The following is a 24,577-nucleotide window of genomic DNA, read 5'->3' as shown; positions in this document are numbered from 1 at the left end:
TCCAACAATCTCGATGGGTGAAATAGCCCGTCTTGCTCACAGTCAATCCCCGTGTCTCGTATTTTTCGGATAACGTCGCGCCATGAATGCACAGCACAAGATCAAATCTTTACTGGATCAGCTTAACACGGTGATCGTGGGCAAAAACGCCCAGGTACAGGACTGCGTAGCCTGCCTTCTGGCAGGCGGACACCTGCTCATCGAAGACGTTCCGGGGGTGGGTAAAACCACGTTGGCCCATGCCCTGTCGCGCACTTTTGGCCTGCAGTTCTCGCGGGTGCAGTTCACGGCCGACCTGATGCCCAGCGACCTGACCGGGGTGTCGGTGTACGAACGCGGCAAGGAAGCTTTTGTGTTCCACCCTGGCCCGGTGTTTGCCCAGGTGCTGCTGGCCGACGAAATCAACCGCGCCAGCCCCAAGACGCAAAGCGCGCTGCTCGAAGCCATGGAGGAAAAGCAGGTCTCGGTGGAAGGTGAGACGCGCGCACTGCCCCACCCATTTTTCGTGATTGCCACGCAGAATCCGCACGACCAGCTGGGCACGTTTGCGTTGCCCGAGTCCCAGCTTGACCGCTTCTTGATGCGCATTTCCATCGGCTACCCCGACCGCGCTGCCGAGCGCGTGCTGCTGGCCGGGGCCGACCGCCGCGACATGGTCGACAGCATGTTGCCCCTGCTGTCAGACGAAGAGCTGGCCGAGCTGCAGCGCCAGGTGCAGGCTATCCACACGGCCGACCCGCTGCTCAACTATGTGCAGGATCTCATCGCCGCGACACGCTCAGGTCGTTGGTTTCTGCAGGGCCTGTCGCCGCGCGCGGGCATTGCGCTGGTGCGCGCTGCCAAGGCCCAGGCCCTTATCAGCGGCCGCGACTACGTGGCGCCCGACGACGTGCAGGCGGTCCTGCCCCAGACCATAGCCCACCGCCTGGTACCCGTAGGCGATGCCGGGCGCGGCGCGGTGGAACAGGTGCGCGCCATGGTCGAATCGGTGCCCCTCCCCTGACACGGGCAGAGCCAATTGCCCATGGCCACTGCCGCATCGAACCCAGCGCCCGCAACGCGCACAGCACCCTCCACATCCGCAAGGCGTCTGCGCGCAGCCATCGCGTCGCTCAACCCGCTCACACCCATCCGCAAGCGTTTTGAGGGCTGGTGGATGGCGCGCCGCCCGCTGAGCGACACGCTGACATTGACCCAGCGCAACGTCTACATCCTGCCCACCGGCTCGGGGTGGATGCTGGCGCTGACGCTGCTGATCCTGCTGGTGGCTTCCATCAACTACCAGCTCAACTTGGGCTATCTGCTGACCTTTTTGTTGGCGGGCAGCGCTGTCGTGGGCATGCACATCTGCCACGCCACCCTGCGTGGGATCACACTGCATTTAAAGGCGCCCGATCCGCATTTCATGGGAACCAGCGCAACGTTTGAGGTGCAGGTGTCCAGCGACCGCAAGACACCGCGTTACGGCATTGGCCTGGCGGTGCACGGAACAACAGGCACACCCCATCACTGGGCCTGGACCGACGTTCCTGCCCAAGGGCAAGCCAGTTTGCACGTGGCGTTTGCGCCAGAGCGGCGCGGGCTGCACCGCATTCCCACACTGACAGCGGAAACGCGGTTTCCGCTGGGCACCTTCCGCGTATGGACCTACTGGCGCCCAGCGGCCCAGGTGTTGGTGTATCCCGCGCCCGAGATCCCGTCGCCCCCGTTGCCAGCGGGCGAGCCGCGTGGCGGGGGCACGGGCAGCGCACCTTCCCAGGGCATCGGCGAATTCGACGGGGTACGGGCCTATCGCCGTGGCGACCCGCTCAAGCTGGTGGTCTGGAAAAAAGCGGCCAAGTCACTGGGCACCGGCACGGACGATCTGGTCAGCCGAGACTCGCAACAGGCCCAGCGCCATGAACTCTGGCTAGACCCGATCCTCGCGTCCCTCCCCGACCCCGAGGCCCGCATCTCTCGCCTGACGGCCTGGGTGCTGCAGGCCGACCGGCTGGGACTGGACTACGGCCTGCGCTTGCCCGGGTTGGAGATTGCGCCGGACACCGGGGCGGCCCACCGTCGGCGCTGCCTGGAAGCACTGGCCCTGTGCTGAACCTTTGCCCATGAACTGCCATCCACTCACACAGCGCACGCGCCGCTGCGCCTCGACCACCCGGAAACCCGTCGCTCCATGAGCCTGCGCCAGACCCTTGCCTCTCTGCCGCGCGATGCGCGGGACACCGTGTTTCTGCTGTTCGTCACGGCCTGGGTGATTGCGCCCCAGGCGACCAACCTGCCCGGCTGGGCCGCGGCCATGGCGGGCGGCATGCTGCTGTGGCGCGGCTGGATGGCCTTCAAGGGACGCCCGCTGCCGGGGCGCTGGCTGCTTACGGCGTTGGTCATCGTGGCCGTGGCGGGCACGCTCTTTACACACCGCACCGTTCTGGGGCGGGATGCGGGCGTCACGCTCATGGTGATGATGCTCGCGTTCAAGACGCTGGAGCTGCGCGCCCGGCGCGATGCCATGGTGGTGTTTTTCCTGGGCTTCTTCACGATGCTCAGCAATTTTTTCTTCTCGCAGTCTCTGCTGACCGCTGCCGCCATGCTGGTGGCACTTCTGGGACTGCTCATGGCGCTGGTCAATGCCCACATGCCGGTGGGGCGCCCGCCGCTTGCGCAGACCTTCCGGATCGCCGGGACCATGGCGCTGCTGGGTGCGCCCATCATGGTGGCGCTGTTCATGCTGTTCCCGCGCATGTCGCCACTGTGGGGCATGCCCGGAGAAAACCTCACCGGGCGCAGCGGACTGTCAGGCACGATGAAGATCGGCGACATGGCAGAGATCGCGCTCGACGAGCGGATAGCCATTCGCCTGCGGTTTGAAGGGGCCGAGGCCGACGTCCCACCCCAATCGGCGTTGTACTTCCGCGGGCCGGTCATGGCCGCGTTTGACGGCAGGCAATGGCAGGCCGAGCCGTTTCGCGAGGACAGCCCCTGGGCCGCCCGTGTCGCCGTGCCCGCCAATCTGCAGGTCACCGGCCCCGCAGTGCGCTACGAAGTCACTCTGGAGCCCCAGCGACAGCCCTGGCTGATGGTGCTGGAAGCCACTCCTGACGCTCCCCAGCTCTCCAACATGCAGGCCTACATGACCCAGGACCTGCAGTGGATGACCACGCGCCCCATTACTGACGTGCTGCGGTACAAGGCCGTGAGCTACCCGGAATTTCGCCACGGCCCCCAACAATCCGTTCGCCAGCTGCGCGTTTACACCGAGTTGCCTCCCGGCTTCAACCCCCGCACGCTGGAGCTGGCCGCGCAAATGCGTGCCGACCCCGCACTGGCGAACGCCAGCACCGACGTCCTGGTCAACGCCGTGTTGCAGCGCCTGCGCACCGGCGGCTACAACTACTCGCTAGATCCCGGCGTTTTTGGCGAACACACGGCCGACGAGTTCTGGTTTGACCGCAAGGAAGGTTTTTGCGAGCACATTTCTTCCGCCTTTGTCGTGCTGATGCGCGCCATGGATGTGCCTTCGCGCATCGTCACTGGCTACCAGGGCGGCGAACGACATCCCGTGGACGGCTATTGGACCGTGCGCAATGCCGACGCCCATGCCTGGGCCGAGGTCTGGATCGAAGGGCGCGGCTGGGTGCGAGTGGACCCCACTGGCGCTGTCTCGCCCGGCCGCGTGGGCGCCTTCCAGCGCTTGCGTCCGCCCCAGGGCGCGTTCGCAAATGCCATGGGCACCATCAGCCCCGGCATGGTGCAAAACCTTCGCGCCGTGTGGGAGGCCGTGAACAACAGCTGGAGCCAGTGGGTGCTGAACTACAGCCAAAGCCGCCAGTTCGACCTGCTCAAGGCCTTGGGCTTTGAATCCCCCAGCTGGCAAGACCTGACCACGGTGCTTGGCATTCTGGTCGGGATCGCGGCGGGCGGCGGCGGCCTGTGGACGCTGTGGGAGCGCAGCCAGCACGACCCGTGGCTGCGCTTGCTGGCACGCACGCGCCAGCGCCTTGCGCGCGCTGGCCTTCAGCTCCCCGACACATTGCCACCACGCGCCATGGCAGAGCGGGTACGGGCACAATTCGGCGCGCCTGCCCAGGGCGTGGCCGATTGGCTGCTGCGCCTGGAGCAAATGCGCTACGCCCCTCAGCCCGCTACCGAACTGCCCCATCTGCGGCGCGAGTTTCGCAACCTGCCCTGGCCGACCACGACCACCGCACCCAAAACCTGAACACTGGACATGCCGAAGATTTTTCGAAGGATCGCAACAGCTATTACATTGATAGCTGCTTGCACAATACCAATAAGCGCTAGCGCCCAAAAACACTCTAAAAACTCTGCGCAGAGTGACAGCACCCATAGCGGCATCGGAAAAAGCCGCAACGCCAACAAGACAGCCGCATCCGACAAGCCCCAGGTCCTGTACGCCACCCGCGCCGACGCAATGCAGTTTGCCGACGACCTGGCCACGCGCCGCGATCTGGACCGCGAATGGGTGCGCCAGGCCATCGGGCAGGCCCGGTTTTTGTCGCAAGTGCCGCGTCTCATGCTGCCGCCCCCCAAGGGCACGGCCAAAAACTGGCGTGTGTACCGTAGCCGCTTCATCGATCCCATTCGCATCCGGGCGGGTGTGCGTTTTTGGCAGGAGCACCGGGCTGCGCTGGAGCGCGCCGAACGCGAGTACGGCGTGCCCGCCGAAATCATCGTGGGCATCATCGGCGTGGAGACGATCTACGGGCAGCAAATGGGAACCTTCCGCGTGATGGACGCGCTGGCCACGTTGGCGTTTGATTTCCCGGCCGCCCACCCCCGCGCCAAAGAACGCACCGAGTTTTTCCGCCGCGAGCTGGAGCAGTTTCTGAGCCTGACGAACCGCAGCAACACCGACCCCTTTGCACTGCGCGGCAGCTATGCGGGTGCCATGGGCCTCGGCCAGTTCATGCCGTCGAGCTGGGTGCGCTACGCCGTGGACTTCGATGGCGATGGACGGGTGGACCTGTTCAACAGCCCCGTCGATGCCATTGGCTCGGTGGCCAACTACTTCATCGGCCACGGCTGGACGCCCGGCATGCACACCCACTTTGGCGTGCAGTTCGATGCCAGTCGCCTGCAACTGGATGACTTGCTGCTGCCGGACATCCTGCCGACCTTCAGTGCGGCCAACATGCAAGCCCAGGGCGCCCTGTTGGATGCTGCAGGGTTGCAGCACCCAGGGCCGCTGGCGCTGGTCGAGCTGCAAAACGGCGGTGACGCGCCCAGCTATGTGGCGGGCACCGAGAACTTTTACGCCATCACGCGCTACAACTGGTCCAGCTACTACGCAATGGCGGTGATCGAACTGGGCCGCGAGGTGGCTGCAGCGCGAGAGCGGTGACCCGCCAACGAAATCACAGCGGCATTGCGGGCGAGGTAGAGAGATAGACAGGCGCTTTGTCCCCGTCCAAGCAAGGCAGCGTCAGCCAGTCCACAATCGTGCGCTTCGACCGCTGGCGTGACACCGTCACCTCAGTGGCCCGCCTCTTTCTGACCGCCACCCTATGCCTGCACCACCTTCGACAACCCCTGCCGTGGACGCCATCGTGCGCGTACGCGGTGTCAGCAAAACCTATGCGGGCGGCTTTCAAGCGCTGAAGAACATCGACCTGGATATCCGCCGGGGCGAAATATTTGCCCTGCTCGGCCCCAATGGCGCGGGCAAAACCACGCTCATCAGTGTGATCTGCGGCATGAGCAATGCCACCGAAGGCAGCATTACTGCCGACGGCCACGACACTGTGCGCGACTACCGCGCCGCCCGCGCATCGATTGGCCTGGTGCCGCAAGAACTGCACACCGACTCGTTCGAAACCGTGTGGGCCACGGTCAACTTCAGCCGGGGCTTGTTCGGCAAGGCGCCCAACCCGGGCTTTATCGAAAAGATCCTCAAGGACCTGTCGCTCTGGGACAAGAAGGACAGCAAGATCCTGGCGCTGTCGGGTGGCATGAAACGCCGTGTGCTGATCGCCAAGGCGCTGTCGCACGAGCCCAAAATACTGTTTCTTGACGAGCCCAGTGCTGGTGTCGACGTGGAGCTGCGCCATGACATGTGGCGCCTGGTGCGCGAGCTGCGCGACGCCGGTACCACAATCATCCTCACCACCCACTACATCGAAGAGGCCGAAGACATGGCCGACCGCATCGGCGTGATCCGCAAGGGCGAGCTGATCGTGGTGGAAGACAAGGACGTGCTGATGCGCAAGCTCGGCAAAAAGCAGCTCACGCTGACCCTGCAGCAGCCGATGGACCATGTGCCCGATGCTCTGGCGCGCTGGCCACTCGTGCTGAGCCAGGGCGGCACTGCACTGACCTACACCTTCGACACCCAGCAAGAGGACACGGGCATCGCCGCCCTCTTGCGCGCCCTGGCTGAGCACGGCATCGACTTCAAGGACCTGCATTCCAGCGAAAGCTCGCTCGAAGACATCTTTGTAAGCCTGGTGCACCAGGACACCCCTGAACAGAAAGCACCCCAAGCATGAACGGCCTGAACTGGCATGGCGTCAGCGCCATTTACCGCTTTGAGATGCACCGCGCGTTTCGCACCTGGATGCAAAGTCTGATTGCCCCCGTACTCACCACGGCGCTCTACTTCATCGTCTTTGGCTCCGCCATCGGCTCGCGCATGGGCGACATCGGCGGTGTGAGCTACGGCGCCTACATCATTCCCGGCCTGCTGATGCTGTCGCTGTTGTCCGAAAGCATTTCCAACTCGGCCTTCGGCATCTACATGCCCAAATGGTCGGGCACCATCTATGAGCTGCTCAGCGCCCCGGTGAACTGGGTGGAAGTGCTGCTGGGCTACGTGGGCGCAGCGGCCAGCAAATCACTGCTGGTGTCGGTACTCATCCTCACCACTGCGCGATTTTTTGTGCCCTACGAAGTGGCGCACCCCGTGTGGATGGTGGGTTTTCTGGTGCTTACAGCTGTCACCTTCTGCCTGTTCGGTTTCATCATTGGCCTGTGGGCAGACAGCTTTCAGAAACTGCAGGTCATCCCGCTGCTGATCGTCACGCCGCTGACTTTCTTAGGCGGCGCGTTCTACAGCATCAGCATGTTGCCGCCGCTGTGGCAAACCGTGTCGCTGTTCAACCCCGTGGTCTACCTGATCAGCGGACTGCGCTGGGCGTTTTACGGCCAGGCTGATGTCCACATCGGCGTGAGCGCGGGGATGACGCTGGTGTTCATGACCCTGTGCCTGGTGGTCGTCTGGTGGGTGTTCAAGACGGGGCACCGCATCCGGCGTTGATGGAGAGCCGCCCGCATCAGCGGGCGCCGTTCAATAGCGCTGCATATTGCAACTGTGCGGCTGCTGCGCCTTGGCCGCCGTGATCTGCCGCACTACGCGAAAGCCATAGCCCGAGCCTTCCACGTCGAACTTCACACCCGGCGCGCCCTTCTTGTCCATCACCCCCACGGCCAGCGCCTGCTGAAACTGGTGGTCGGCTGCGCGCATGCTCCCGCCCTGTCCGGCCAGCTCCACCTGGGCAGACTCCATCTGGCGCGCAATGGCCAGCACATCGGTGCTGCCAGCGCGCTCGATGGATTGCGCCAGCGCCTCGATCATGAGCTGCATGCGCATGTGCACGTAGTCGTCCTGCGGGCGAGGAAAGCGTGTGCGAAACGATTGGTAAAAGCCTTCGCTCTGGGCGCCCGGAACATTGGGTAGCCAGTCTGCTACTGCCACCACCTTGCCAATGCCCGCGTCGCCCATGGCGGCAGGCGCTCCCAAAGCATTGCCATAGAACGTATAGAAGCTGCCTTCATAGCCCACCTCGCGCGCAGACTTGACCAGCAGCGTCAAATCATTGCCCCAGTTGCCCGTTACCACGGCCTGCGCGCCGCTGTTTTTGATCTTCACGGCGTACGGCGCAAAGTCCTTCACGCGACCCACCGGGTGGAGTTCATCGCCCACCACAGCCACATCCGGGCGCTGTGACGCCAACTGTTTTTTGGCCTCGCGCAGCACAGCCTGACCAAAACTGTAGTCTTGCCCGATTAGGTAGACGCTCTTGATGGCCTTGTCTTCGCGCATCACTTCCATCAGCGCGGCCATGCGCATGTCGGCATGGGCGTCGAAGCGAAAGTGCCAGAAGCTGCACTTCTCGTTCGTGAGGATCGGATCCACCGCCGAGTAGTTGAGAAACAGCACGCGCTTGCCGGGCTCGCGCTCGTTGTGTTTGTTGATGGCCTCGATCAGCACCGCGGCAGTGGCCGAGGAATTACCCTGCAGGATGACCTGCGCGCCATCATCGATGGCGGCACGCAGGGCCGACAGCGCCTCTTCGTTCTGGCCCTTGCTGTCATAGCGCTCCAGCGCCAGCAGCCGGGCGCCGCCCGCACTGGCAGGCAGCGAGACGCCGCCGCGTGCATTCACGCGCTCCAACGCCCAGTAAATGTTGCGGTAAACCGCTTCTCCTGTGTTGGCAAATGCGCCCGACAGGCTCTCGATCAATGCGACCTTGACAGGCTTGGCCTGGGCCACCGCAGCCGCAGGCGCCGCGCCTTGCGACCACGCAGCAGACACTGGTGCAAGGGCCAAAACCAGTGCGGCAGCGACCGCAAAAACAGATGGACGTAATGCCGCTGCGCCTGTTTTCAAGCCCACGGAGCGCAATTTATTCATGCCATTTTTCCCTTGAAATGCGACATAGCCGTACACACCTCTTTGGCATGCGGCGACCACGTCGAGAGCCGCGCAGTGTATAGGAGTTACCCATGATCTTCACCCCCGTAATCCGTCGCGCCGCCTACGCTCAAGCCCCCCGCTCCGCCGATCTTGCGCTGCAGCGTTTTCTGATGGGCGCTCTTGCAGAGCCCACCGCAACACGCTCCGCCGGTTGCACCGTGACCCAGGACGAAAAGTCCACTACCTTGCAACTGGATGTGCCGGGTCTTGCCCGCGACCAATTGCAGATCAGCATTGAAGGCGCTGTGGTGCGTCTGCAAAGCGTGGAAGGCGCGCCACGCCAAGTACAACGCGCCTGGGAGCTGGCCACCGACATTGACGCCGCCAACAGCACTGCAAAACTGGAAAACGGCGTGTTGACATTGACCTTGGTTCGCCTGGAGCCGGTGAGCAAGGCCACCTCATTGAGCATTCAGTAAGCAGGAACTGCGGCGAGTCGGAGTGCTGCCGCTTTGTCGAAGCGGCAGCGCACTACTCATCCCTGCATCACGAGCTGGCGATTTCAATCGCCGTCAGGGTCAATGGCCATAAGCGCGCAATCCCAGCAGCAACAGCACAGATAAAAGCAGCACCAACGACACGGTCTGCCAAAACAGCACCGGATTGCGCTCCACCAGGGGTGGCGCGCGCAGGCGCTGGAACTGCGCACCGGGCGATTGCAGGTCGTACAGGAACTCGGACACCGCCTCCTGGCGTTTGAATGCCTCAGGTTGCAGGGCCTTTTGCAGCACGCCATCGAGCCAGGCGGGCAGCTCGGGCCGCAGGTGGCGCACGGGCACGTAGCGCAACTGCTTGAATTGGGCCGGTGAGCGCAGGCGCACCACCTGCAGGCCATAGGGCAGCTGGCCGGTGAGCATCTGGTAGGTGAGGACTGCCAGCGAGAACAGGTCCGAGCGCGCATCCCCCTCGCCACCCACGAAATACTCGGGTGCGGTGTACTGCAGCGTGCCGGCAATGCTATCCGCGCGTGCGCCGGAGGTGCCCTCGGCAAGGCCCGCCACATGCACCGACCCGAAATCGATGAGCTTCACGGTGCCGCTGCGGTCGATCAGCAGGTTCTCGGGTCGGAGGTCCTGGTGCAGCATCTCGCGCGCATGGAAGGCCTGCAGGCCCTTGCCGATCTGGGCGACGAGGCTGCGCACGGCATCCAGGTCCGGCAAGGGGTGGTCGGTCATCCACTGGGCCAGGGTCTGCCCATCCACGAACTCCATGGCCACATGGACATGCTGGCGTGGCCGCTCGCTGCCTGCGGCCCGCAGCACGTGCGGGCTGTGGATGCGCCGTGCCACCCATTCCTCCAGCACAAAGCGGTCCAGATAGTCCTTCTCGGCGGCCAGGTCCACCGACGGGGTCTTGATCACCACCTGCTGGCCCGTGGTGTCGTCCACGGCCAGATGCACGTGGCTGCGCGAGCTCGCATGCAGCTCGCGCACGATGGTGTAGCCCTCGAAGCCCATGCGCGGCGCGAGCGGCGGCGGCAGGGCCAGCCCCTCGCGCTGCGGCGGCAGGTGCGCCAATGCCCGGTCCTCGGGCAGCGCGTCGATGCGCAGCAACTGCACCGTCAGGTCGTCGGTGGCCCCGCGCGCCTGTGCCGCAGCGACCAGCGCCCGCGCGGCTGCATCCAGGTCATCAGTGTGCGCAATGGCGGCATGCACGGCCGCCACATCCAGGTGCGTGTACGCCCCGTCGGTGGCCAGCAGGTAGACATCGCCCACTTCGGCCGGCAGGCTGCGGTAGTCGATCTCGACGTTGGGCCCCATGCCCAGCGCCCGGCCCAGGAAGGATTCGACCGAGGACAGGTGCACGCGGTGGTCCTCGGTCAGTTGCTCCAGCGCCATGGCGTGCACGCGGTAAATGCGCGCATCGCCCACGTGCAGCAGGTGCACCTCGCGGCCCTTGAGGATGAGGGCGCTGAAGGTGGTGACATAGCCCCGGTCCTTGTCGAAGCGCGCATGGCTGCGCATGGTCTGCGCATGCAGCCAGGCATTGGTGGCGCCCAGCACACGCTGGGCCGAGCGGCGCACCGACCAGGCCTCGGAAGTGGCGTAATAGTCGTCGAGAAAGCCGCGCACCGCCGCCGCGCTGGCCTCCTGGCTCACGGCGCTGGAGCCTATGCCGTCGGCCAGCGCCAGCGCGATGCCCTTGGTTCCGCGCTGCGGCCCCGTGGGCAACATGGCACCGTGGAAGTCCTGGTTGACTCCCTTGTGCCCGGCCTCGGAATGCTGGCCGAGAGTGACGCGCAAGGCGTGCATGGCCAACGCTCAGGCAATCTTGCGCTTGGGCGCGGTCTTGTAGTGCGTGGAGTACAGCATGGCGCCCACAAAGGTCAGGCCGCCCACCAGGTTGCCGATCACGGTGGGGATTTCATTCCAGACCAGGTAGTCCATGATCGTGAAGTTGCCACCGAGCAGCAGGCCCGAGGGGAACAGGAACATGTTGACGATGCTGTGCTCGAAACCCATGTAGAAGAACAGGGCGATGGGGATCCACATGCCGATGGCCTTGCCCGACACCGAGGTGGACATCATGGCCGCCACCACGCCGGTGGACACCATCCAGTTGCACATGACGCCACGGATGAACAGGGTCAGCATGCCGGCGGCGCCGTGCGCGGAGTAACCCACCGTGCGACCCTCGCCAATGTGGCCGATTTGCACCCCGACTGCATTGGGCGCCTCGCTAAAACCGAAGGTAAAAATGATGGCCATGAACACCGCCACCATGAAGGCCCCCGCGAAGTTGCCGCAGAACACCAGCGTCCAGTTGCGGAAAACGCCACGCCAGGTGGCGCCAGGACGCTTGTCGAGCACGGCCAGCGGGGCCAGCGTGAACACACCGGTCAGCAGGTCATAACCCAGCAGGTACAGCAGGATGAAGCAGCCTGGGAAGAGCATTGCACCCAGCAGCGGGTTGCCGGTGTTCACTGTGACAGTGACAGCGAAGGCGGCGCCCAGTGCCAGCATGGCGCCGGCCATGAAGGAGCGGATCAGCGTGTCGCGGGTGGACATGAGGAGCTTGGATTCACCGGAATCGACCATCTTGGTCACGAACTCGGCGGGGGCAAGGTAGGCCATTGAACTTCCTTTGGAACGGGGAGACTGATGTGCGCCCCCAAGTGGTCCACCCGGGGAAAAGCGCAAAGAGAGGAGGAAAGAGAAAACGGCGTCCGCTGCGCCCCCATGCAGATGGGGAACGCAATGGACGCCGTTATCCTCGGATGCGCGATTCCTGGGCCTGCGGGCAACCGCAGGCGGTGGATGGCAGGCCGCCGTTAGCCCACCATCCAGTGGACTCCATGCAAGTTCCGTACCCTCGTTGGGGCGGCCGACGGTCCTTTGTGTCCCGCATTCCGTGCATACGGCAAGTCTTCGGCGCAGGAATGGCTTCAAGGCGGTGCACGCAAGGCACCAGCATGGATCAGGCGGGCTTGTCGCCCTTGCGGTCGGGGTGGGCGAACGCCAGGTCCGGCAGGGACAGCGTGGCCTCGGCCACGTCGAGCAGGCGGCGGTTCTGATCCATCGAGGTTTTTTGCAGCACGCGGAAGGCAACCTCCTCGTTCATGCCCAGGCGGGCCATCAGCACGCCCTTGGCGCGCTCGATCACCTTGCGCTCGTTGAGCGTGCGACGCGCCGCTTCAAGCTCGGCCTCCATGCTGGCCATGCGCGCCGACTGGGCCTGCAGCAGCTCGAGCAGCGATGCCGATTCACCGGCATGCGCGCTGGCGGCCTGCTCGGACACGACCTCGGGTGCGATGGCGATGTCGAAGAAGCGGTCCACCGCGTGCGTGCGCTGCGGCGGGTTGTCGCGCAGGCCGCGCAGCAGGCCCCTGGAATCCTGCAGGTCCTGCTGGGCTTCGAGGATGCGGGCCGCGCAGTCCTCGCGCAGGCGCTGCACCAGCTCGACCTGCAGCAGCCACAGCGCGTTGATGCGCTCGGTGGACACGTCGAACCAGGCGTCGCTCAGGTTGCTGTCCAGCGCGGCGCCGGGGCGGGCCACGCACAGCGTGCGCCGCAGGCGCTCCAGCTGGGCCATGCCCGGGGCCAGTTGCTGCTGCTCCCAGCGCGTGCGCAGGGCCGGGTCGGCAAATTCGGAAAATACGCGCAGGCTGCGCTCCTGCGCATCGATCAGGTGCAGCACGCGCTGCTGGTGCGCATCGCTGCCCAGCCCCGAGGCGAAGAGCAAAGCGCCCATGGCCCGCTCCTGCCCCGCCTCTTCCTGCGCCTGCACCAGATGCACCAGGGCCACGAGCTGGCGCGAGACGCTGGGCAGCCCGGCCGCATCGGCCACGTGGAAAACCAGCTCGATCAGGCCGGCGATCAGGTGACTGAACGCGGCAATCGAATCGTGGGCGGTCATCGCCTGCTTGTCGATCTGGCTGCGCAGCGCGGGCAGCGCGTCGAGGCCCAGCAGTGCCCAGGCCATCAGCGACAAGGCCTTGGCCGTGGCGCCCTGCGCGGGCTCCACATGCTGGGCGAACTCGGCGCGCAGCTTGGCCTCCAGCGCCACGACCTCCAGCACGGTGCGGCCGCGCAGGTCGGCAAAGCGCTGGGCCTTGGAGGCCAGGTAGACGCCCGAAGCGCCGCGCTCGCGCTGCAGGCCCTCGATCAGTTGCCCGACCACGTCCACCAGCGCAGCCCGGTTGGCCAGGTGGCGTACCGCATCGATCTCGAGCTGGCGCGAGCGCAGCACGAGGCTGGAAACGGACAGGGGCGCGGCGGCCAGATCGGGCATGCGGTGACTCCGGGATTCAGGATACGCAGATGCTAACCCCGCCGGACGCCTCCCAAAGCGTTCAAGCGACTGCTACGCTGATGCGCCCGCCCTCGGCGCGCACCCCGTGCGCCCGCACCGAATGCTCGGGCGCCTCCAGGCATTCGCCGGTGCGCAGGTCGAAATGGTTCTTGTACAGCGGCGAGGCGACCACGACGCGCTCGCCCAGGTTGCCGATGAGCCCGCGCGACAGCACGCTGGCACCCGACTTGGGGTCCACGTTGTCGATGGCAAAGAACTGGTCGCTGCCGGTGCGGAACACGGCCACGTGGCGGTCGGCCACCAGCGCGCAGACGCCGGTGCTGGGCAGGATGTCGTCGACCGCGCAGATGTCGGTCCAGGCAAGGGGGTCGGTGCGGCTGTTCATGGGAAGTGCGCTCATGGTGTTCTCGTCCTTCTTCTTCAAGCGGCCTGGCGGATGGGGATGATCTTGGCGGGGCTGCGTTCGTCGGCGCGCGCCGGGCGGATCTGGCCACGCTCCTCGACGAAGAGCACGTTCTCGTCAGCCTTGTCGCTGTTGACGAAGGAGCGAAAGCGCTTGCGCGTCTCGGGGTCGGTGATGGCCGTCTTCCACTCGCACTGGTAGGTGTCCGCCACGTGCTGCATCTGGGCTTCGAGCTCGGCGCACAGGCCCAGGCTGTCCTTGATCAGCACGTCGGTGAGGTAGGCCAGGCCGCCTTCGAGGTTCTCGCGCCAGGTGCTGGTGCGCTGCAGCCGGTCGGCCGTGCGCACGTAGAACATCAGCACCCGGTCGATCATGCGCACCAGGTCTTCCTTGGACAGGTCGGACGCGAACAGCTCGGCGTGGCGCGGCTTCATGCCGCCGTTGCCGCAGATGTAGAGGTTCCAGCCCTTTTCGGTAGCGATGATGCCGATGTCCTTGCCCTGCGCCTCGGCGCATTCGCGCGTGCAGCCCGACACGCCGAACTTGATCTTGTGCGGCGAGCGCAGGCCCTTGTAGCGGTGCTCCAACTCCACGGCCAGGCCCACGCTGTCGCCCACGCCATAGCGGCACCAGGTCGAACCCACGCAGCTCTTGACCGTGCGCAGCGATTTGCCGTAGGCATGGCCGGACTCGAAACCGGCGGCGATCAGTTCCTCCCAGATGGTGGGCAGTTGCTCCACGCGCGCGCCGAACAGGTCCACGCGCTGGCCGCCCGTGACCTTGGTGTACAGGCCGTACTTCTTGGCCACCTGGCCCACGGCGATCAGGCCGTCGGGCGTGACCTCGCCGCCGGGCATGCGCGGCACCACCGAGTAGGTGCCGTCCTTCTGGATGTTGCCCAGGTAGTAGTCGTTGCTGTCCTGCAGGCCGGCCAACTCCTTCTTGAGCACGAACTCGTTCCAGCAAGAGGCGAACACGCTGGCCGCCACGGGCTTGCAGATATCGCAGCCCATGCCCTTGCCATGCCGGGCCATGAGGTCCTCAAAGCTCTTGATGTTGCCCACGCGCACCAGGTGGTAGATCTCCTGGCGCGAGTACGCGAAGTGCTCGCAGATGTGGTTGTTCACGGCCATGCCGCGGCGCGCCATTTCGGCCTTCATGACCTGGGTGACCAGGGGCACGCAGCCGCCGCAAGTGGCGCCGGCCTTGGTGCAGGCCTTCATCTCGGCGATGGTGCAGGCGCCATTGCCCACGGCTTCGCAGATGCCGCCCTTGGTGACGTTGTTGCACGAGCAGATCTGCGCCGTATCGGGCAGCGCGTCCACGCCCAGGCCGGGCTTGGCCTTGCCGTCGCTGGACGGGAAGATCAGGAACTCGGGGTCCTCGGGCAGCGCGATGCCGTTGAGCGCCATCTGCAGCAGCGTGCCGTATTCGGTGGCGTCGCCGATGAGCACGGCGCCCAGCAGCTGCTTGCCGTCTTCGCTGATGACGATCTTCTTGTAGACCTGGCGGCGCTCGTCCACGTACTGGCAGGTGCGGCTGTGCGGCGTTTTCGCATGCGCATCGCCGATGCTGGCCACGTCCACGCCCATGAGCTTGAGCTTGGTGCTCATGTCCGCGCCGACAAAGGCCGCGTCGGTATCGCCCGCGATGTGGCGGGCCGCCACGCGGGCCATGTCGTAGCCGGGGGCCACGAGGCCGAAGGTTTGCTCGTTCCACGAGGCGCATTCGCCGATGGCGTACACATCGTGGTCGCTGGTGCGGCAGGCGCTGTCGATGGCCACGCCGCCGCGCGGCCCGACCGCCAGCAGCGACTGGCGGGCCAGGTCGTCACGCGGGCGGATGCCGGCGGAGAAGACGATCATGTCGGTCTCCAGGTACGTGCCGTCGGCAAACACCATGCGGTGGCGTGCACGGGCGCCATCGGTGATCTCCTGCGTGTTGCGGCCGGTGTGCACCTGCACGCCCAACTCCTCGATCTTGGCGCGCAGCACGCGGCCGCCGCCCTCGTCCACCTGCACGGCCATGAGCCGGGGGGCGAACTCGACCACATGGGTTTCCAGGCCCATGTCGCGCAGCGCCTTGGCGCATTCCAGGCCCAGCAGGCCACCGCCCACGACCACGCCGGTCTTGGACTTGGCGCCCGAGGCCTGCATGGCCTCCAGGTCTTCGATGGTGCGGTAGACGAAGCAGTGGTCACGGTCACGCCCCGGCACCTGCGGCACGAAGGGGTTGGAGCCGGTGGCCAGCACCAGCTTGTCGTAGGGCAGCACCTCGCCATCGGCCGTGGTCACGGTGCGGGTGCGGCGGTCCACCGACGCGGCCCGAGCGGCCAGGCGCAGCGTGAAGCCGGTGCGCTCGAAGAAGCCGGGCTCGACCAGCGAGAGCTCGTCGGCCGAGGTGCCGCTGAAGAAGGCGGACAGGTGCACCCGGTCGTAGGCGGCGCGCGGCTCCTCGCACAGCACGGTGACTTCGACGCCGGTGATGCCGGTCTCGGCCAGGCTTTCGAGGAACTTGTGGCCGACCATGCCGTGGCCAATGAGAACGATTTTCATGCTTGCTCATCCTGCAAGGACCCGGGGAACCAGTTCGAGGGGTGCAGGATGTGCCATGCCTTGCGGCACAACGCACCCTCCGCGGAACCACGGGCGTGGGTTGGAACTACCAGGCAGCCCGCTGCGACGCTGCGGCTTGCCCGGGTGTTCCGCCATCATTAGCGGAGGGGTTGTTATCAGTGCGCAGGCAGCTTTACCGGCGGACAGCCTTTGTCCAGCAATAAACATGCCGACTTGTTTTCAGGCATTTGCGCCTGCGTGGCGCCAAGAAAGCGCGTGGCCGTGCCCCACCGAGGGCGCCGCCCCGGGAAACGCGCATCGCTGCGGTGCAGCACATCACCAAATTGGGGCGTGACCTGGCGCAGGCGTGGACAAAGCCCATGCATTGCGCAGAGGCGTCCACCGCCCCCCCTATTTCATGCGCAATTGCGGGTCCACAGCATCGGAGCCCCCCCAAAACAGCTCAGTGCTCCAACAGTGCCAGCGCAGCCTCGCCACAGGTGCGCACACGGTACTCACTGGGACTGCATCCCACATGCGCACGAAAGGCACGGCTGAAATGGGCGCTGTTACTGAAGCCCCAGGAAAGCGCAATGTCGGTGACGGAGCGCTGGGCATGCGCAGGATGGCGCAGGTCGCGCAGGCAGGCCTCCAGGCGGCGGCGCTGGATCATGGCAGCCAGCGTTTCTTCCTCATCGGCTACCGCGTTGTAAAGGTGTCGCTTGCTGCAGTTCAACGCCTGGGCCATGCGGTCGATGGTGAGATCAGGATCACCCAAGTGACGGTCCACGTACTGGCTGATGCGGTCGCGCAGGGCTTCGCGCTGCGACAACATGCTGTGCTGGCCATTGCGCTCCAGCAGCGACAGCTGCACCAAGTGCGTGATCACATCGGCCACGCCGTCTGCGGCGGCGTCGGACATGGTGGGCAGCTCGGAGAAAGCGGCACGCATCGTGTCCCAGGCCAGGCGCGACACACCCGAAGTGCCCGAAAAACGCTGCACCATGAGGTCGTCCAGCTTGAGCTTGCGCTCCGGCAACTGCTCCTTGGGGATCATCAGCACCATCTGGCGCACAGCCTCGGGATTGCTCACGGCGTAGGCGCGGGTGGTGTCGTACACGCTCCACTCACCCGGAGAGAGCCATACCTTTCGCCCGTTCTGCTCGAAGCAGGCGCGCCCTTCAAGCTGCGCCACGACTTTGATGTAGGCGCGATCGCTGCCGCGAATAAGGCTGGGGGTGCGCACCACGCGGTGGCGGCTCACATTGAGCTGACACAGGTTGACGTAACCCGCCTGGCCCGAGGTGATGTGGCCTGCAAAGGCCTCATCGCCAAACGCATCCGACTCCAGCCCGCCAATGAGCCGCCACACCGCGTCGCCCCACAGGTTCAGGCGGTCGCGCGGAGCCACGGTGTCGGTCGATACCTCGGTCAGTGGATGGGCCATGGTGTCTCCAAGGGGTTGCGCGGACCAGATCGTTATGCCGCTGAATTATCGGCCGCACAGGTATCCCGTGCCGCCCGAGGAAATCCGGGTAAACCCGCTGCCACCTGCACGCTCGGACAAGTGTTTTGTGCACGCTCAGCGCAGCACGAAACGACACGCCTGCCTACGATCCGGGGACGGCCTGCACCACGTGGGCTCACATCTGAGGAGACACCAAATGACGCAGCATCAACCATCCAAGCGGCAGTGGATCAAAGGGGCCGCCGCCACCGTCGGCACGCTGGCCGTGGCGCCCCAACTGTGGGCCCAAGGCAGTGGCAGCAACCCCGTGCGCATCGGCTACGCCATCGCCCGCACCGGCCCCTGGGCTGCAGGCGCGCAGGTTAGCCAGGAGCCCAACTACCTGCTGTGGGCCGAACAGGTCAACGCCGCAGGCGGCCTCAGCGTGAAGGGTGCCAAACGCCCCGTCGAACTCATAGGTTACGACGACCGCAGCGAAACCGAAACCTGCGTGCGCACCTACGAAAAGCTCATGGGCAGCGACAAGGTGGACCTGATCCTGCCGCCCTGGGGCTCGGGCGCCAACTTCGCCATCGCGCCGCTGGCCAACCGCTTTGGCTACCCGCTGCTGGCGCCCACGGCGCTGTCGCGCAAGCTGATTGATATGAACCTGCCCTACTTCTTCTCGCTGCTGCAGCAGCCCGACAAGATGATGGGTGCACTGGTAGACATGCTGGTGGCCAACAACGTGAAGACCATTGCCATCGTCTACATGGACGACCTGTTTGGCTTGGAGAATTTTGCGGCACTGAACGCCGCGCTCAAAAAGACCACCATCCAGGTGGTGGAGCGCAAAAGCTACCCGCTGGGCGTGAAGGACCTGGCGCCCGTGCTGCGTGGCATCAAAGACCAGAACCCTGACGCCTTCATCGGCATCACCTACCCGCCCGACACCATCCTGGCGAGCCGCCAGGCGCGCGAAGTGGGCCTGAACCCAAAGTTTTTCTACGCATCGGTGGGCACTGCTTTCCAGCTCTACAAGAACGTGATGCAAGCCAACACCGAAGGCGTGATCGGCATGGGATCGTGGAGCGTGAAGACCAGCCCCGAAGCCAAAGCGTATTTCGACGCCCATGTGAAGAAGTTCAACAAGGAGCCGGACCGCTGGGCCAGCGGCCACTCGTGGGCCGCGCTGCAGATCCTGCAGCAGGCGGTGGAAAAAGCGGGCCTGGACCGCAAGGCACTGCGCGAGCACATCGCCAAGAACGAGTTCAAGACCATCCTGGGCGGCATCCGCTTTGCGGGCAGCGAAAACGCCTCCATCCCCGGCACCGTGAGCCAGTGGCAAGGCAGCGACTTCGAAGTGGTATGGCCCAAGGACCGCGCCACTGCCCAGCTCAACACCAGCAAGCCCGCCTGGAAATAACCCCTTCGGAACCTGCACTGTGTCTTTGACTTCCTGGGCCGAACTGCTCGCCAGTGGCCTCATTACCGGCGGCATCTATGCGCTGGTGGCCATGGGCCTCAATCTTCAATACGGGCTGATGCGCATCATGAACATCTCGCATGGCGAGTTCCTGATGCTCGGTGCCTTCCTGACCTGGTGGGCGCACACGGCCTGGGGCTGGTCGCCGCTGCTGCTCATGCCGCTGGCCTTCGTTGCGCTGTTCGTGCTGGGCGTGGCGGTGCATGCGCTGTGCTTCAAGCGCCTGGCAGCGCGCGCGCCGAACGTGGACGTGTTCGAGGCGCGCAGCCTGATGGTGGGCTTCGGCCTGATGTTCCTGGTGCAGAACACCGCCCTGCTGATCTGGGGCGGCGATCTGCGCGGGTATGAATACCTGGCCGACCCGGTGCAAATCGCGGGCATGCGCTTCACCGAAAACAAGCTGGTGCTGTTTGGCGTGGCGCTGGCGCTGTCGGCCGCGCTGATCGCCCTGCTCAAGCTCACCTTGCTGGGCAAGGCCGTGCGGGCGCTGATGCAGTCGCCCACCGGGGCGCAGCTGGTGGGCATCAACACCCGGCGCCTGCACCCGATGATGTTCGGCATCGGCCTGGGCCTCTCGGGCGTGGCGGGTGCCCTGCTGTCGATGACCTACGAGATCTCCCCCTCGATGGGCGAGCCCTACACCGTGACCGCACTGATCGTGATCACGCTGGGCGGCTTCGGCAGCCTGGCGGGTAGCCTGGCCGGCGGCCTGCTGCTCGGTGTGGTCGAAGCCCTGGGCATGCACTTCAGCAGCCCGTCTCTCAAGATGCTGCTGAGCTATGCGGTGTTCATCGGCGTGCTGATCTGGCGCCCCAACGGACTGTTCTCGAAAAAATGACTTCTCTACATTCCAACAAGTCTTGGCTGGCGCTGGCTGCGGGGGTGGCGGTCGTCGCCACCCTGCCGTGGATGGTGTCGGAGTTCATGGCCTCCGTGCTGCTCAGCTGCCTGATGTACATCGCGTTGGCCACGAGCTGGTCACTGTTCTGCGGCGCCACGCGCTACCTGTCTCTGGCCACATCCGCCTTCTTTGGCATTGGCGCGTACACCAGCGCCACGCTGCTGGCGGTGCTGCCTTGGCCGCTGGTGATTTTGAGCGGCGCGCTCATTGCCACCGTAGTTGCGGTGGTGATGGGGGCGGCAGTGCTTCACCTGCGCGGCACCTACTTTGCCGTGCTCACCTTCGGCATGACCGAGCTGATCCGCCACGCCGTGACGTTTGTTGAAAAGCAGGTCTCAGGCACGGTGGGCCGCGTGCTGACGGTGGTACCCAGCAACGAAACGGTGTACCTCACGGTGCTGCTGATCGCCGCGGCGGCCATTGCCACCTCCATCGCCATCAAACGCAGCCGTTTCGGCCTGGCGCTCTCGGGCATCGGTGCCGACGAGCAGCGTGCTCAAACCCTGGGCGTAGACACGCGCCTGGCCAAGATCGCAGGCTTCGGCATCACGGCCGCCTTTGCAGGCGCCGTGGGCGCAGCGATGGCCGTGCGCTGGACTTACATCGAACCCGCTGCGGTGTTCAGCCCCTTCATCGGCTTCCAGACCGTGCTGATCGCACTGATCGGCGGTGCTGCCAGCATTGGCGGCCCGGTGCTCGCGGCCATCGTGTTCAGCCTGCTGGCCGAAACGCTGCGCTTGCAACTGCCCTATGGCTACATGATGGTGCTGGGCCTGCTGCTGATCCTGTGCGTGATGTACCTGCCCAACGGCCTGGCCACACTGTGGCAACGGCGCAAGCCCGCTGCGGAGGCACACCATGGCTGAAGCACTGTTGACCATCGACAGCGTGACCGTGCGCTTTGGCGGCCTGACAGCCGTGGATGGCGTGAGCGCCACGCTGCACACCGGCGAACTCATCGGCATCATCGGACCCAACGGCGCGGGCAAGACCACGTTCTTTAACGCCATCTCAGGCGTGCAGCCGCCCACCTCGGGCACGCTGCACTGCGGTGGAGACGACCTGACCGGCAAGGGCCCACACCACTACGCGGCGCACGGTATCGCACGCACCTTCCAGACCCCCCGCGTGTTCCCCGAGATGACGGTGCGCGACAACGTGCGTTTTGGCATGCAGTTCGCAGGCCGCCACCGCCAGGGCCCGATGGGCCTGCGCAACGAAGACGAGATCCTGGAGATGCTGGGCCTCACGGCCCTGGCGCAGCGCCCCGCCGCCGACGTCACACCGTCGCAGCAGCGGCTGCTGGAGATCGGCATGGCCCTGGGTACACGCCCACGTCTGCTGCTGCTCGACGAGGTTGCGGCCGGACTGACCGAGGCCGAGGTCGACGCCATGGCCCAGCGCATCCGCCGCCTGCGTGACGACTATGGCCTGACGGTGGTGTGGATCGAACACGCGGTGACCACCCTGCTCAAGTACGTGGAACGGGTGCTGGTGCTGCACCAGGGCCGCAAGATCGCCGACGGCACACCCGCCGAAGTGGTGCGCGACCCGCAGGTGATCGAGGCCTACCTGGGTGACGAGATGGGCAGCACCGCCGAACAAGGAGCCACAGCATGAGCGGCGCACACCTCCAAGTCCAGAACCTGACCACGGGCTACCACGGCTTTCAGGTGCTGCAGGACCTGTCGCTCGAAGCAGCACCCGGCATCACGGTCATCGTCGGCCCCAACGGTGCGGGCAAGACCACGCTGCTCAAAGCGCTGGCGGGCCTGCTGCCACGCCAGGGCACGGTGCTGCTGGATGGCCAGAAGGTGCCTGCCACGAACGCGACTGCTTGTGTACAGCGCGGCCTGGCCCTGGTAGCCGAGGGCCGCCAGTTGTTCCCGCAGATGACAGTGACCGAGAACCTGGAGCTGGGTGGTTGGCTGGTGCCCTCGCGCACGCGCACAGAGCGCCTGGCCCAGGCCTTCGAAGACTTCCCGCGCCTCAAGGAGCGCGCGCAACAGCTTGCGGGCACCATGAGCGGCGGCGAGCAGCAGATGGTAGCCGTGGCCCGCGCCATGATGAGCGGACCGCGCCTGCTGATGTTGGACGAACCCTCGCTGGGCCTGGCCCCGCGCATGGTGGACGAGCTGCTGACCATTGTTCAGCGCATTGCCGCGCAAGGCGTAACGGTGCTGATGGTGGAGCAGAACGTGCGCAAAGCGCTGCAGATCGCGCAGCGTGGTTATGTGCTGGAACGCGGACGCATTGTGGCGTCGGGAGATGCGATCACCCTTCTTCAATCCGATGTCGTTCGGCAAGACTATTTGGGCGTCGCCTGAACTTCCATCCCCTCTTCTTTTACCGTCTTCTTTTCATTTTCTTCTTGTTGTTGTCAGGAGTTACTAAATGACCGCGATTTCCATGCTGATCAACGGTGCCAGCGTCCAAGCCACCGGCGGCACCACGTTTGAGCGCCGCAACCCCCTGGACGGCTCCGTCGCCACCACCGCGCCCGCCGCTACCGTAGCGGATGCTGTGGCCGCTGCCGACGCAGCCGCCAAGGCCTTCCCCGCCTGGTCGGCCCTGGGCCCCAACGCGCGCCGCGCACTGCTGCTGAAGGCCGCCCACGCGCTCGAATCCAAGACAGAAGCCTTTGCTGCAGCGATGGCCGCAGAAACGGGCGCATCCGGCATGTGGGCCGGCTTCAACGTGCACCTGGCCGCTGGCTTGCTGCAAGAAGCCGCCGCTTTGACCACGCAAATTGCCGGTGAAGTGATCCCGTCCGACGTACCCGGCAGCCTGGCCATGGGTGTGCGCCAGGCCGCAGGCGTGGTGCTGGGCATTGCGCCGTGGAACGCGCCTGTCATCCTGGGCGTGCGTGCCATCGCCACGCCGCTGGCGTGCGGCAACACGGTGATCCTGAAGGGATCGGAACTGTGCCCCGCCACGCACGGCCTGATCATCGAAGCACTGCAGGAAGCCGGTTTGCCCCCGGGCGTGGTGAACTTCGTGACCAATGCGCCCGCCGATGCCGGTGCCGTGGTCGAGGCCATCGTGGCCCACCCAGCCGTGCGCCGCGTCAACTTCACAGGCTCCACCAAGGTGGGCCGCATCGTCGCGCAGACCTGCGCCAAATACCTCAAACCCGTGGTGCTGGAGCTGGGCGGCAAGGCGCCACTGGTGGTGCTGGACGATGCCGATGTGGACGCTGCGGTGGACGGCGCCGTGTTTGGCGCGTTTGCCAACTCGGGCCAGATCTGCATGTCCACCGAACGCATCGTGGTGGACAGCAGCATTGCCGACGCCTTCGTGGCCAAGCTGGGCGCCCGCGCCGCAGCCCTGCCACTTGGCGACCCGCGCAAGGGCCCGGTGGTGCTCGGATCGGTGGTGGACATGTCGACGGTGACGCGCTGCAACGCCCTCATCGACGACGCTTTGGCCCAGGGCGCCACGCTGGTGTGCGGCGGCAAGGCCGAGAACACGCTGATGCCCGCGACCGTGCTGGACCATGTGACACCAGACATGCTGATCTACCGCGAGGAATCGTTTGCCCCAGTGAAACCCATCGTGCGCGTGAACGGCGTGGAGGAAGCGATTGCTTGCGCCAACGACAACGAGTTCGGTTTGTCGGCTGCCGTGTTCGGGCGGGACATTGCGCGTGCCTGGAATGTGGCGGCGCGGATCGAGTCGGGGATCTGCCACATCAACGGGCCGACGGTGCACGACGAAGGGCAGATGCCGTTCGGGGGGGTGAAGAGTTCGGGCTACGGCCGCTTCGGCGGCATGGCCGGGGTGCGCGAGTTCACCGAGTTGCGCTGGATCACGGTGCAGACAACGGCGCGGCACTATCCGTTCTGATTTTTTGGTGTTTTTAGGCTCTAGCGCTTGTCCTATAAGCGCTAGCAGCTATCTTTTTTGTACTATTAAGTCTCAACCACCTGTTCGGACTTAGCTTGTTGAAGCCGGGACGCTGATCTAGTCACATGCTTGGTTGAAGGGCGGAGGCCGGGGTGTGCGCCCGGCGGCGCAGTAACTTTCTCTTGCTTCGCCAAGAGAAAGTCACCAAAGAGAAGGCGACCCTACACGCTGCGTCCCCACACGCCCTTGCGGGCGTGAGGGGAAACCTGCGGTGCTCGCGTCCAGCGGGGTCTCGCTCGAACTCGCTCCACTGCGTTGCGCTCAGACAATCGCGATCCCTGATCCGCTGGCCGCTGCGCTCCTCGGCGCATCCTGAAGGGAACCCAAGGGGATCGGACATCCACACGGGCCATTGCTTCGCTGCGCTGCGCTCGGCCCCGAGCGCGCGGGCGCAAGCGCCACGCGCTGCGCAGCCTGGGC

At 65.3% G+C, this 24,577-nt stretch carries 20 protein-coding genes; 13 read left to right on the top strand and 7 right to left on the bottom strand.

Annotation, left to right across the window (positions count from 1 at the left end):
• Window positions 1-82 precede the first annotated feature (82 nt).
• The 6 genes from ACK41V_RS13980 to ACK41V_RS13955 all read left to right on the top strand — a co-directional run bounded on the left by ACK41V_RS13980 (window position 83) and on the right by ACK41V_RS13955 (window position 7,267).
• Window positions 83-1,003 carry an AAA family ATPase gene (locus ACK41V_RS13980; protein ID WP_409783207.1) on the top strand — a complete coding sequence of 307 codons (921 nt, stop codon included), beginning with the start codon at window positions 83-85 and terminating at the stop codon, window positions 1,001-1,003.
• A gap of 153 nt (window positions 1,004-1,156) precedes the next feature.
• Entirely contained in the window at window positions 1,157-2,092 is a 936-nt protein-coding gene (locus tag ACK41V_RS13975) for a DUF58 domain-containing protein (RefSeq protein WP_409783231.1), read from the top strand.
• A gap of 78 nt (window positions 2,093-2,170) precedes the next feature.
• Complete coding sequence (locus tag ACK41V_RS13970) at window positions 2,171-4,213, top strand: DUF3488 and DUF4129 domain-containing transglutaminase family protein (RefSeq protein ID WP_409783206.1); 2,043 nt, start codon at window positions 2,171-2,173, stop codon at window positions 4,211-4,213.
• Window positions 4,214-4,222: 9 nt separating this feature from the next.
• Entirely contained in the window at window positions 4,223-5,356 is a 1,134-nt protein-coding gene (mltB, locus tag ACK41V_RS13965; RefSeq protein WP_409783205.1) for a lytic murein transglycosylase B, read from the top strand.
• A 163-nt stretch (window positions 5,357-5,519) separates the two neighbouring features.
• Window positions 5,520-6,500, top strand: a complete 981-nt coding sequence (locus ACK41V_RS13960; protein ID WP_409783204.1) for an ABC transporter ATP-binding protein — start codon at window positions 5,520-5,522, stop codon at window positions 6,498-6,500.
• On the top strand, window positions 6,497-7,267 hold the full coding sequence (locus ACK41V_RS13955; protein WP_409783203.1) for an ABC transporter permease: 771 nt from the start codon (window positions 6,497-6,499) through the stop codon (window positions 7,265-7,267). The genes ACK41V_RS13960 and ACK41V_RS13955 overlap by 4 nt, the downstream gene beginning before the upstream one ends.
• Before the next feature lie 30 nt (window positions 7,268-7,297).
• Here the strand turns inward: ACK41V_RS13955 and ACK41V_RS13950 are convergent, their stop codons facing one another.
• Entirely contained in the window at window positions 7,298-8,644 is a 1,347-nt protein-coding gene (locus ACK41V_RS13950) for a branched-chain amino acid ABC transporter substrate-binding protein (protein WP_409783202.1), read from the bottom strand.
• A gap of 92 nt (window positions 8,645-8,736) precedes the next feature.
• Between ACK41V_RS13950 and ACK41V_RS13945 the strand changes: the two genes are divergently transcribed.
• Window positions 8,737-9,126 (top strand): Hsp20/alpha crystallin family protein, encoded by a 390-nt coding sequence (locus tag ACK41V_RS13945; protein ID WP_409783201.1) that lies wholly within the window; start codon window positions 8,737-8,739, stop codon window positions 9,124-9,126.
• Window positions 9,127-9,225: 99 nt separating this feature from the next.
• On the opposite strand, the gene ACK41V_RS13940 is transcribed toward ACK41V_RS13945, so the two are convergent.
• From ACK41V_RS13940 to ACK41V_RS13915, 6 genes are all read right to left on the bottom strand, one after another.
• The gene (locus ACK41V_RS13940; RefSeq protein WP_409783200.1) at window positions 9,226-10,959 is read right to left on the bottom strand and encodes a protein kinase domain-containing protein; all 1,734 of its coding nucleotides are present in this window, start codon (window positions 10,957-10,959) and stop codon (window positions 9,226-9,228) included.
• Window positions 10,960-10,968: 9 nt separating this feature from the next.
• Window positions 10,969-11,781, bottom strand: coding sequence for a formate/nitrite transporter family protein (locus ACK41V_RS13935; RefSeq protein WP_409783199.1), 813 nt, complete (start codon window positions 11,779-11,781; stop codon window positions 10,969-10,971).
• A gap of 343 nt (window positions 11,782-12,124) precedes the next feature.
• Window positions 12,125-13,438, bottom strand: a complete 1,314-nt coding sequence (locus ACK41V_RS13930; protein WP_409783198.1) for a nitrate- and nitrite sensing domain-containing protein — start codon at window positions 13,436-13,438, stop codon at window positions 12,125-12,127.
• 61 nt (window positions 13,439-13,499) lie between these two features.
• A complete protein-coding gene (gene nirD / locus ACK41V_RS13925) occupies window positions 13,500-13,859 on the bottom strand; it encodes a nitrite reductase small subunit NirD (protein WP_409783197.1) in 360 nt (119 codons plus the stop codon).
• Between the two features lie 20 nt (window positions 13,860-13,879).
• Window positions 13,880-16,417, bottom strand: coding sequence for a nitrite reductase large subunit NirB (gene nirB / locus ACK41V_RS13920; RefSeq protein ID WP_409783196.1), 2,538 nt, complete (start codon window positions 16,415-16,417; stop codon window positions 13,880-13,882).
• Between the two features lie 463 nt (window positions 16,418-16,880).
• Window positions 16,881-17,864 carry a helix-turn-helix domain-containing protein gene (locus tag ACK41V_RS13915; protein WP_409783195.1) on the bottom strand — a complete coding sequence of 328 codons (984 nt, stop codon included), beginning with the start codon at window positions 17,862-17,864 and terminating at the stop codon, window positions 16,881-16,883.
• Between the two features lie 217 nt (window positions 17,865-18,081).
• On the opposite strand from ACK41V_RS13915, the gene ACK41V_RS13910 reads away from it, so the two are divergent.
• The 6 genes from ACK41V_RS13910 to ACK41V_RS13885 all read left to right on the top strand — a co-directional run bounded on the left by ACK41V_RS13910 (window position 18,082) and on the right by ACK41V_RS13885 (window position 24,097).
• Window positions 18,082-19,290, top strand: coding sequence for an amino acid ABC transporter substrate-binding protein (locus tag ACK41V_RS13910; RefSeq protein ID WP_409783194.1), 1,209 nt, complete (start codon window positions 18,082-18,084; stop codon window positions 19,288-19,290).
• 19 nt (window positions 19,291-19,309) lie between these two features.
• A complete protein-coding gene (locus ACK41V_RS13905; RefSeq protein WP_409783193.1) occupies window positions 19,310-20,188 on the top strand; it encodes a branched-chain amino acid ABC transporter permease in 879 nt (292 codons plus the stop codon).
• Window positions 20,185-21,117, top strand: a complete 933-nt coding sequence (locus ACK41V_RS13900) for a branched-chain amino acid ABC transporter permease (RefSeq protein WP_409783192.1) — start codon at window positions 20,185-20,187, stop codon at window positions 21,115-21,117. Before ACK41V_RS13905 ends, ACK41V_RS13900 begins: the two co-directional genes overlap by 4 nt.
• The gene (locus ACK41V_RS13895; protein ID WP_409783191.1) at window positions 21,110-21,871 is read left to right on the top strand and encodes an ABC transporter ATP-binding protein; all 762 of its coding nucleotides are present in this window, start codon (window positions 21,110-21,112) and stop codon (window positions 21,869-21,871) included. The genes ACK41V_RS13900 and ACK41V_RS13895 overlap by 8 nt, the downstream gene beginning before the upstream one ends.
• Complete coding sequence (locus ACK41V_RS13890; protein WP_409783190.1) at window positions 21,868-22,578, top strand: ABC transporter ATP-binding protein; 711 nt, start codon at window positions 21,868-21,870, stop codon at window positions 22,576-22,578. The genes ACK41V_RS13895 and ACK41V_RS13890 overlap by 4 nt, the downstream gene beginning before the upstream one ends.
• A 67-nt stretch (window positions 22,579-22,645) precedes the next feature.
• Window positions 22,646-24,097: an aldehyde dehydrogenase gene (locus tag ACK41V_RS13885; RefSeq protein ID WP_409783189.1), complete on the top strand. Its 1,452-nt coding sequence runs from the start codon at window positions 22,646-22,648 to the stop codon at window positions 24,095-24,097.
• Window positions 24,098-24,577: the final 480 nt, after the last annotated feature.

The organism is Acidovorax sp. (assembly GCF_046291265.1).
GTDB lineage: Bacteria > Pseudomonadota > Gammaproteobacteria > Burkholderiales > Burkholderiaceae_C > Acidovorax.
This window is presented reverse-complemented; position numbering and strand designations above follow the sequence as displayed.

Bases quoted from the DNA above. Each gene is read 5' to 3' on its own strand.
- ACK41V_RS13980 (WP_409783207.1), top strand. From the start codon at position 83: ATGAATGCACAGCACAAGATCAAATCTTTACTGGATCAGCTTAACACG.
- ACK41V_RS13930 (WP_409783198.1), bottom strand. From the start codon at position 13,438: ATGCCCGATCTGGCCGCCGCGCCCCTGTCCGTTTCCAGCCTCGTGCTG.
- ACK41V_RS13970 (WP_409783206.1), top strand. From the start codon at position 2,171: ATGAGCCTGCGCCAGACCCTTGCCTCTCTGCCGCGCGATGCGCGGGAC.
- ACK41V_RS13940 (WP_409783200.1), bottom strand. From the start codon at position 10,959: ATGCACGCCTTGCGCGTCACTCTCGGCCAGCATTCCGAGGCCGGGCAC.
- ACK41V_RS13910 (WP_409783194.1), top strand. From the start codon at position 18,082: ATGACGCAGCATCAACCATCCAAGCGGCAGTGGATCAAAGGGGCCGCC.
- ACK41V_RS13945 (WP_409783201.1), top strand. From the start codon at position 8,737: ATGATCTTCACCCCCGTAATCCGTCGCGCCGCCTACGCTCAAGCCCCC.
- ACK41V_RS13900 (WP_409783192.1), top strand. From the start codon at position 20,185: ATGACTTCTCTACATTCCAACAAGTCTTGGCTGGCGCTGGCTGCGGGG.
- ACK41V_RS13960 (WP_409783204.1), top strand. From the start codon at position 5,520: ATGCCTGCACCACCTTCGACAACCCCTGCCGTGGACGCCATCGTGCGC.
- nirD (WP_409783197.1), bottom strand. From the start codon at position 13,859: ATGAGCGCACTTCCCATGAACAGCCGCACCGACCCCCTTGCCTGGACC.
- ACK41V_RS13895 (WP_409783191.1), top strand. From the start codon at position 21,110: ATGGCTGAAGCACTGTTGACCATCGACAGCGTGACCGTGCGCTTTGGC.
- mltB (WP_409783205.1), top strand. From the start codon at position 4,223: ATGCCGAAGATTTTTCGAAGGATCGCAACAGCTATTACATTGATAGCT.
- ACK41V_RS13890 (WP_409783190.1), top strand. From the start codon at position 21,868: ATGAGCGGCGCACACCTCCAAGTCCAGAACCTGACCACGGGCTACCAC.
- ACK41V_RS13955 (WP_409783203.1), top strand. From the start codon at position 6,497: ATGAACGGCCTGAACTGGCATGGCGTCAGCGCCATTTACCGCTTTGAG.
- ACK41V_RS13935 (WP_409783199.1), bottom strand. From the start codon at position 11,781: ATGGCCTACCTTGCCCCCGCCGAGTTCGTGACCAAGATGGTCGATTCC.
- nirB (WP_409783196.1), bottom strand. From the start codon at position 16,417: ATGAAAATCGTTCTCATTGGCCACGGCATGGTCGGCCACAAGTTCCTC.
- ACK41V_RS13915 (WP_409783195.1), bottom strand. From the start codon at position 17,864: ATGGCCCATCCACTGACCGAGGTATCGACCGACACCGTGGCTCCGCGC.
- ACK41V_RS13975 (WP_409783231.1), top strand. From the start codon at position 1,157: ATGGCGCGCCGCCCGCTGAGCGACACGCTGACATTGACCCAGCGCAAC.
- ACK41V_RS13950 (WP_409783202.1), bottom strand. From the start codon at position 8,644: ATGAATAAATTGCGCTCCGTGGGCTTGAAAACAGGCGCAGCGGCATTA.
- ACK41V_RS13885 (WP_409783189.1), top strand. From the start codon at position 22,646: ATGACCGCGATTTCCATGCTGATCAACGGTGCCAGCGTCCAAGCCACC.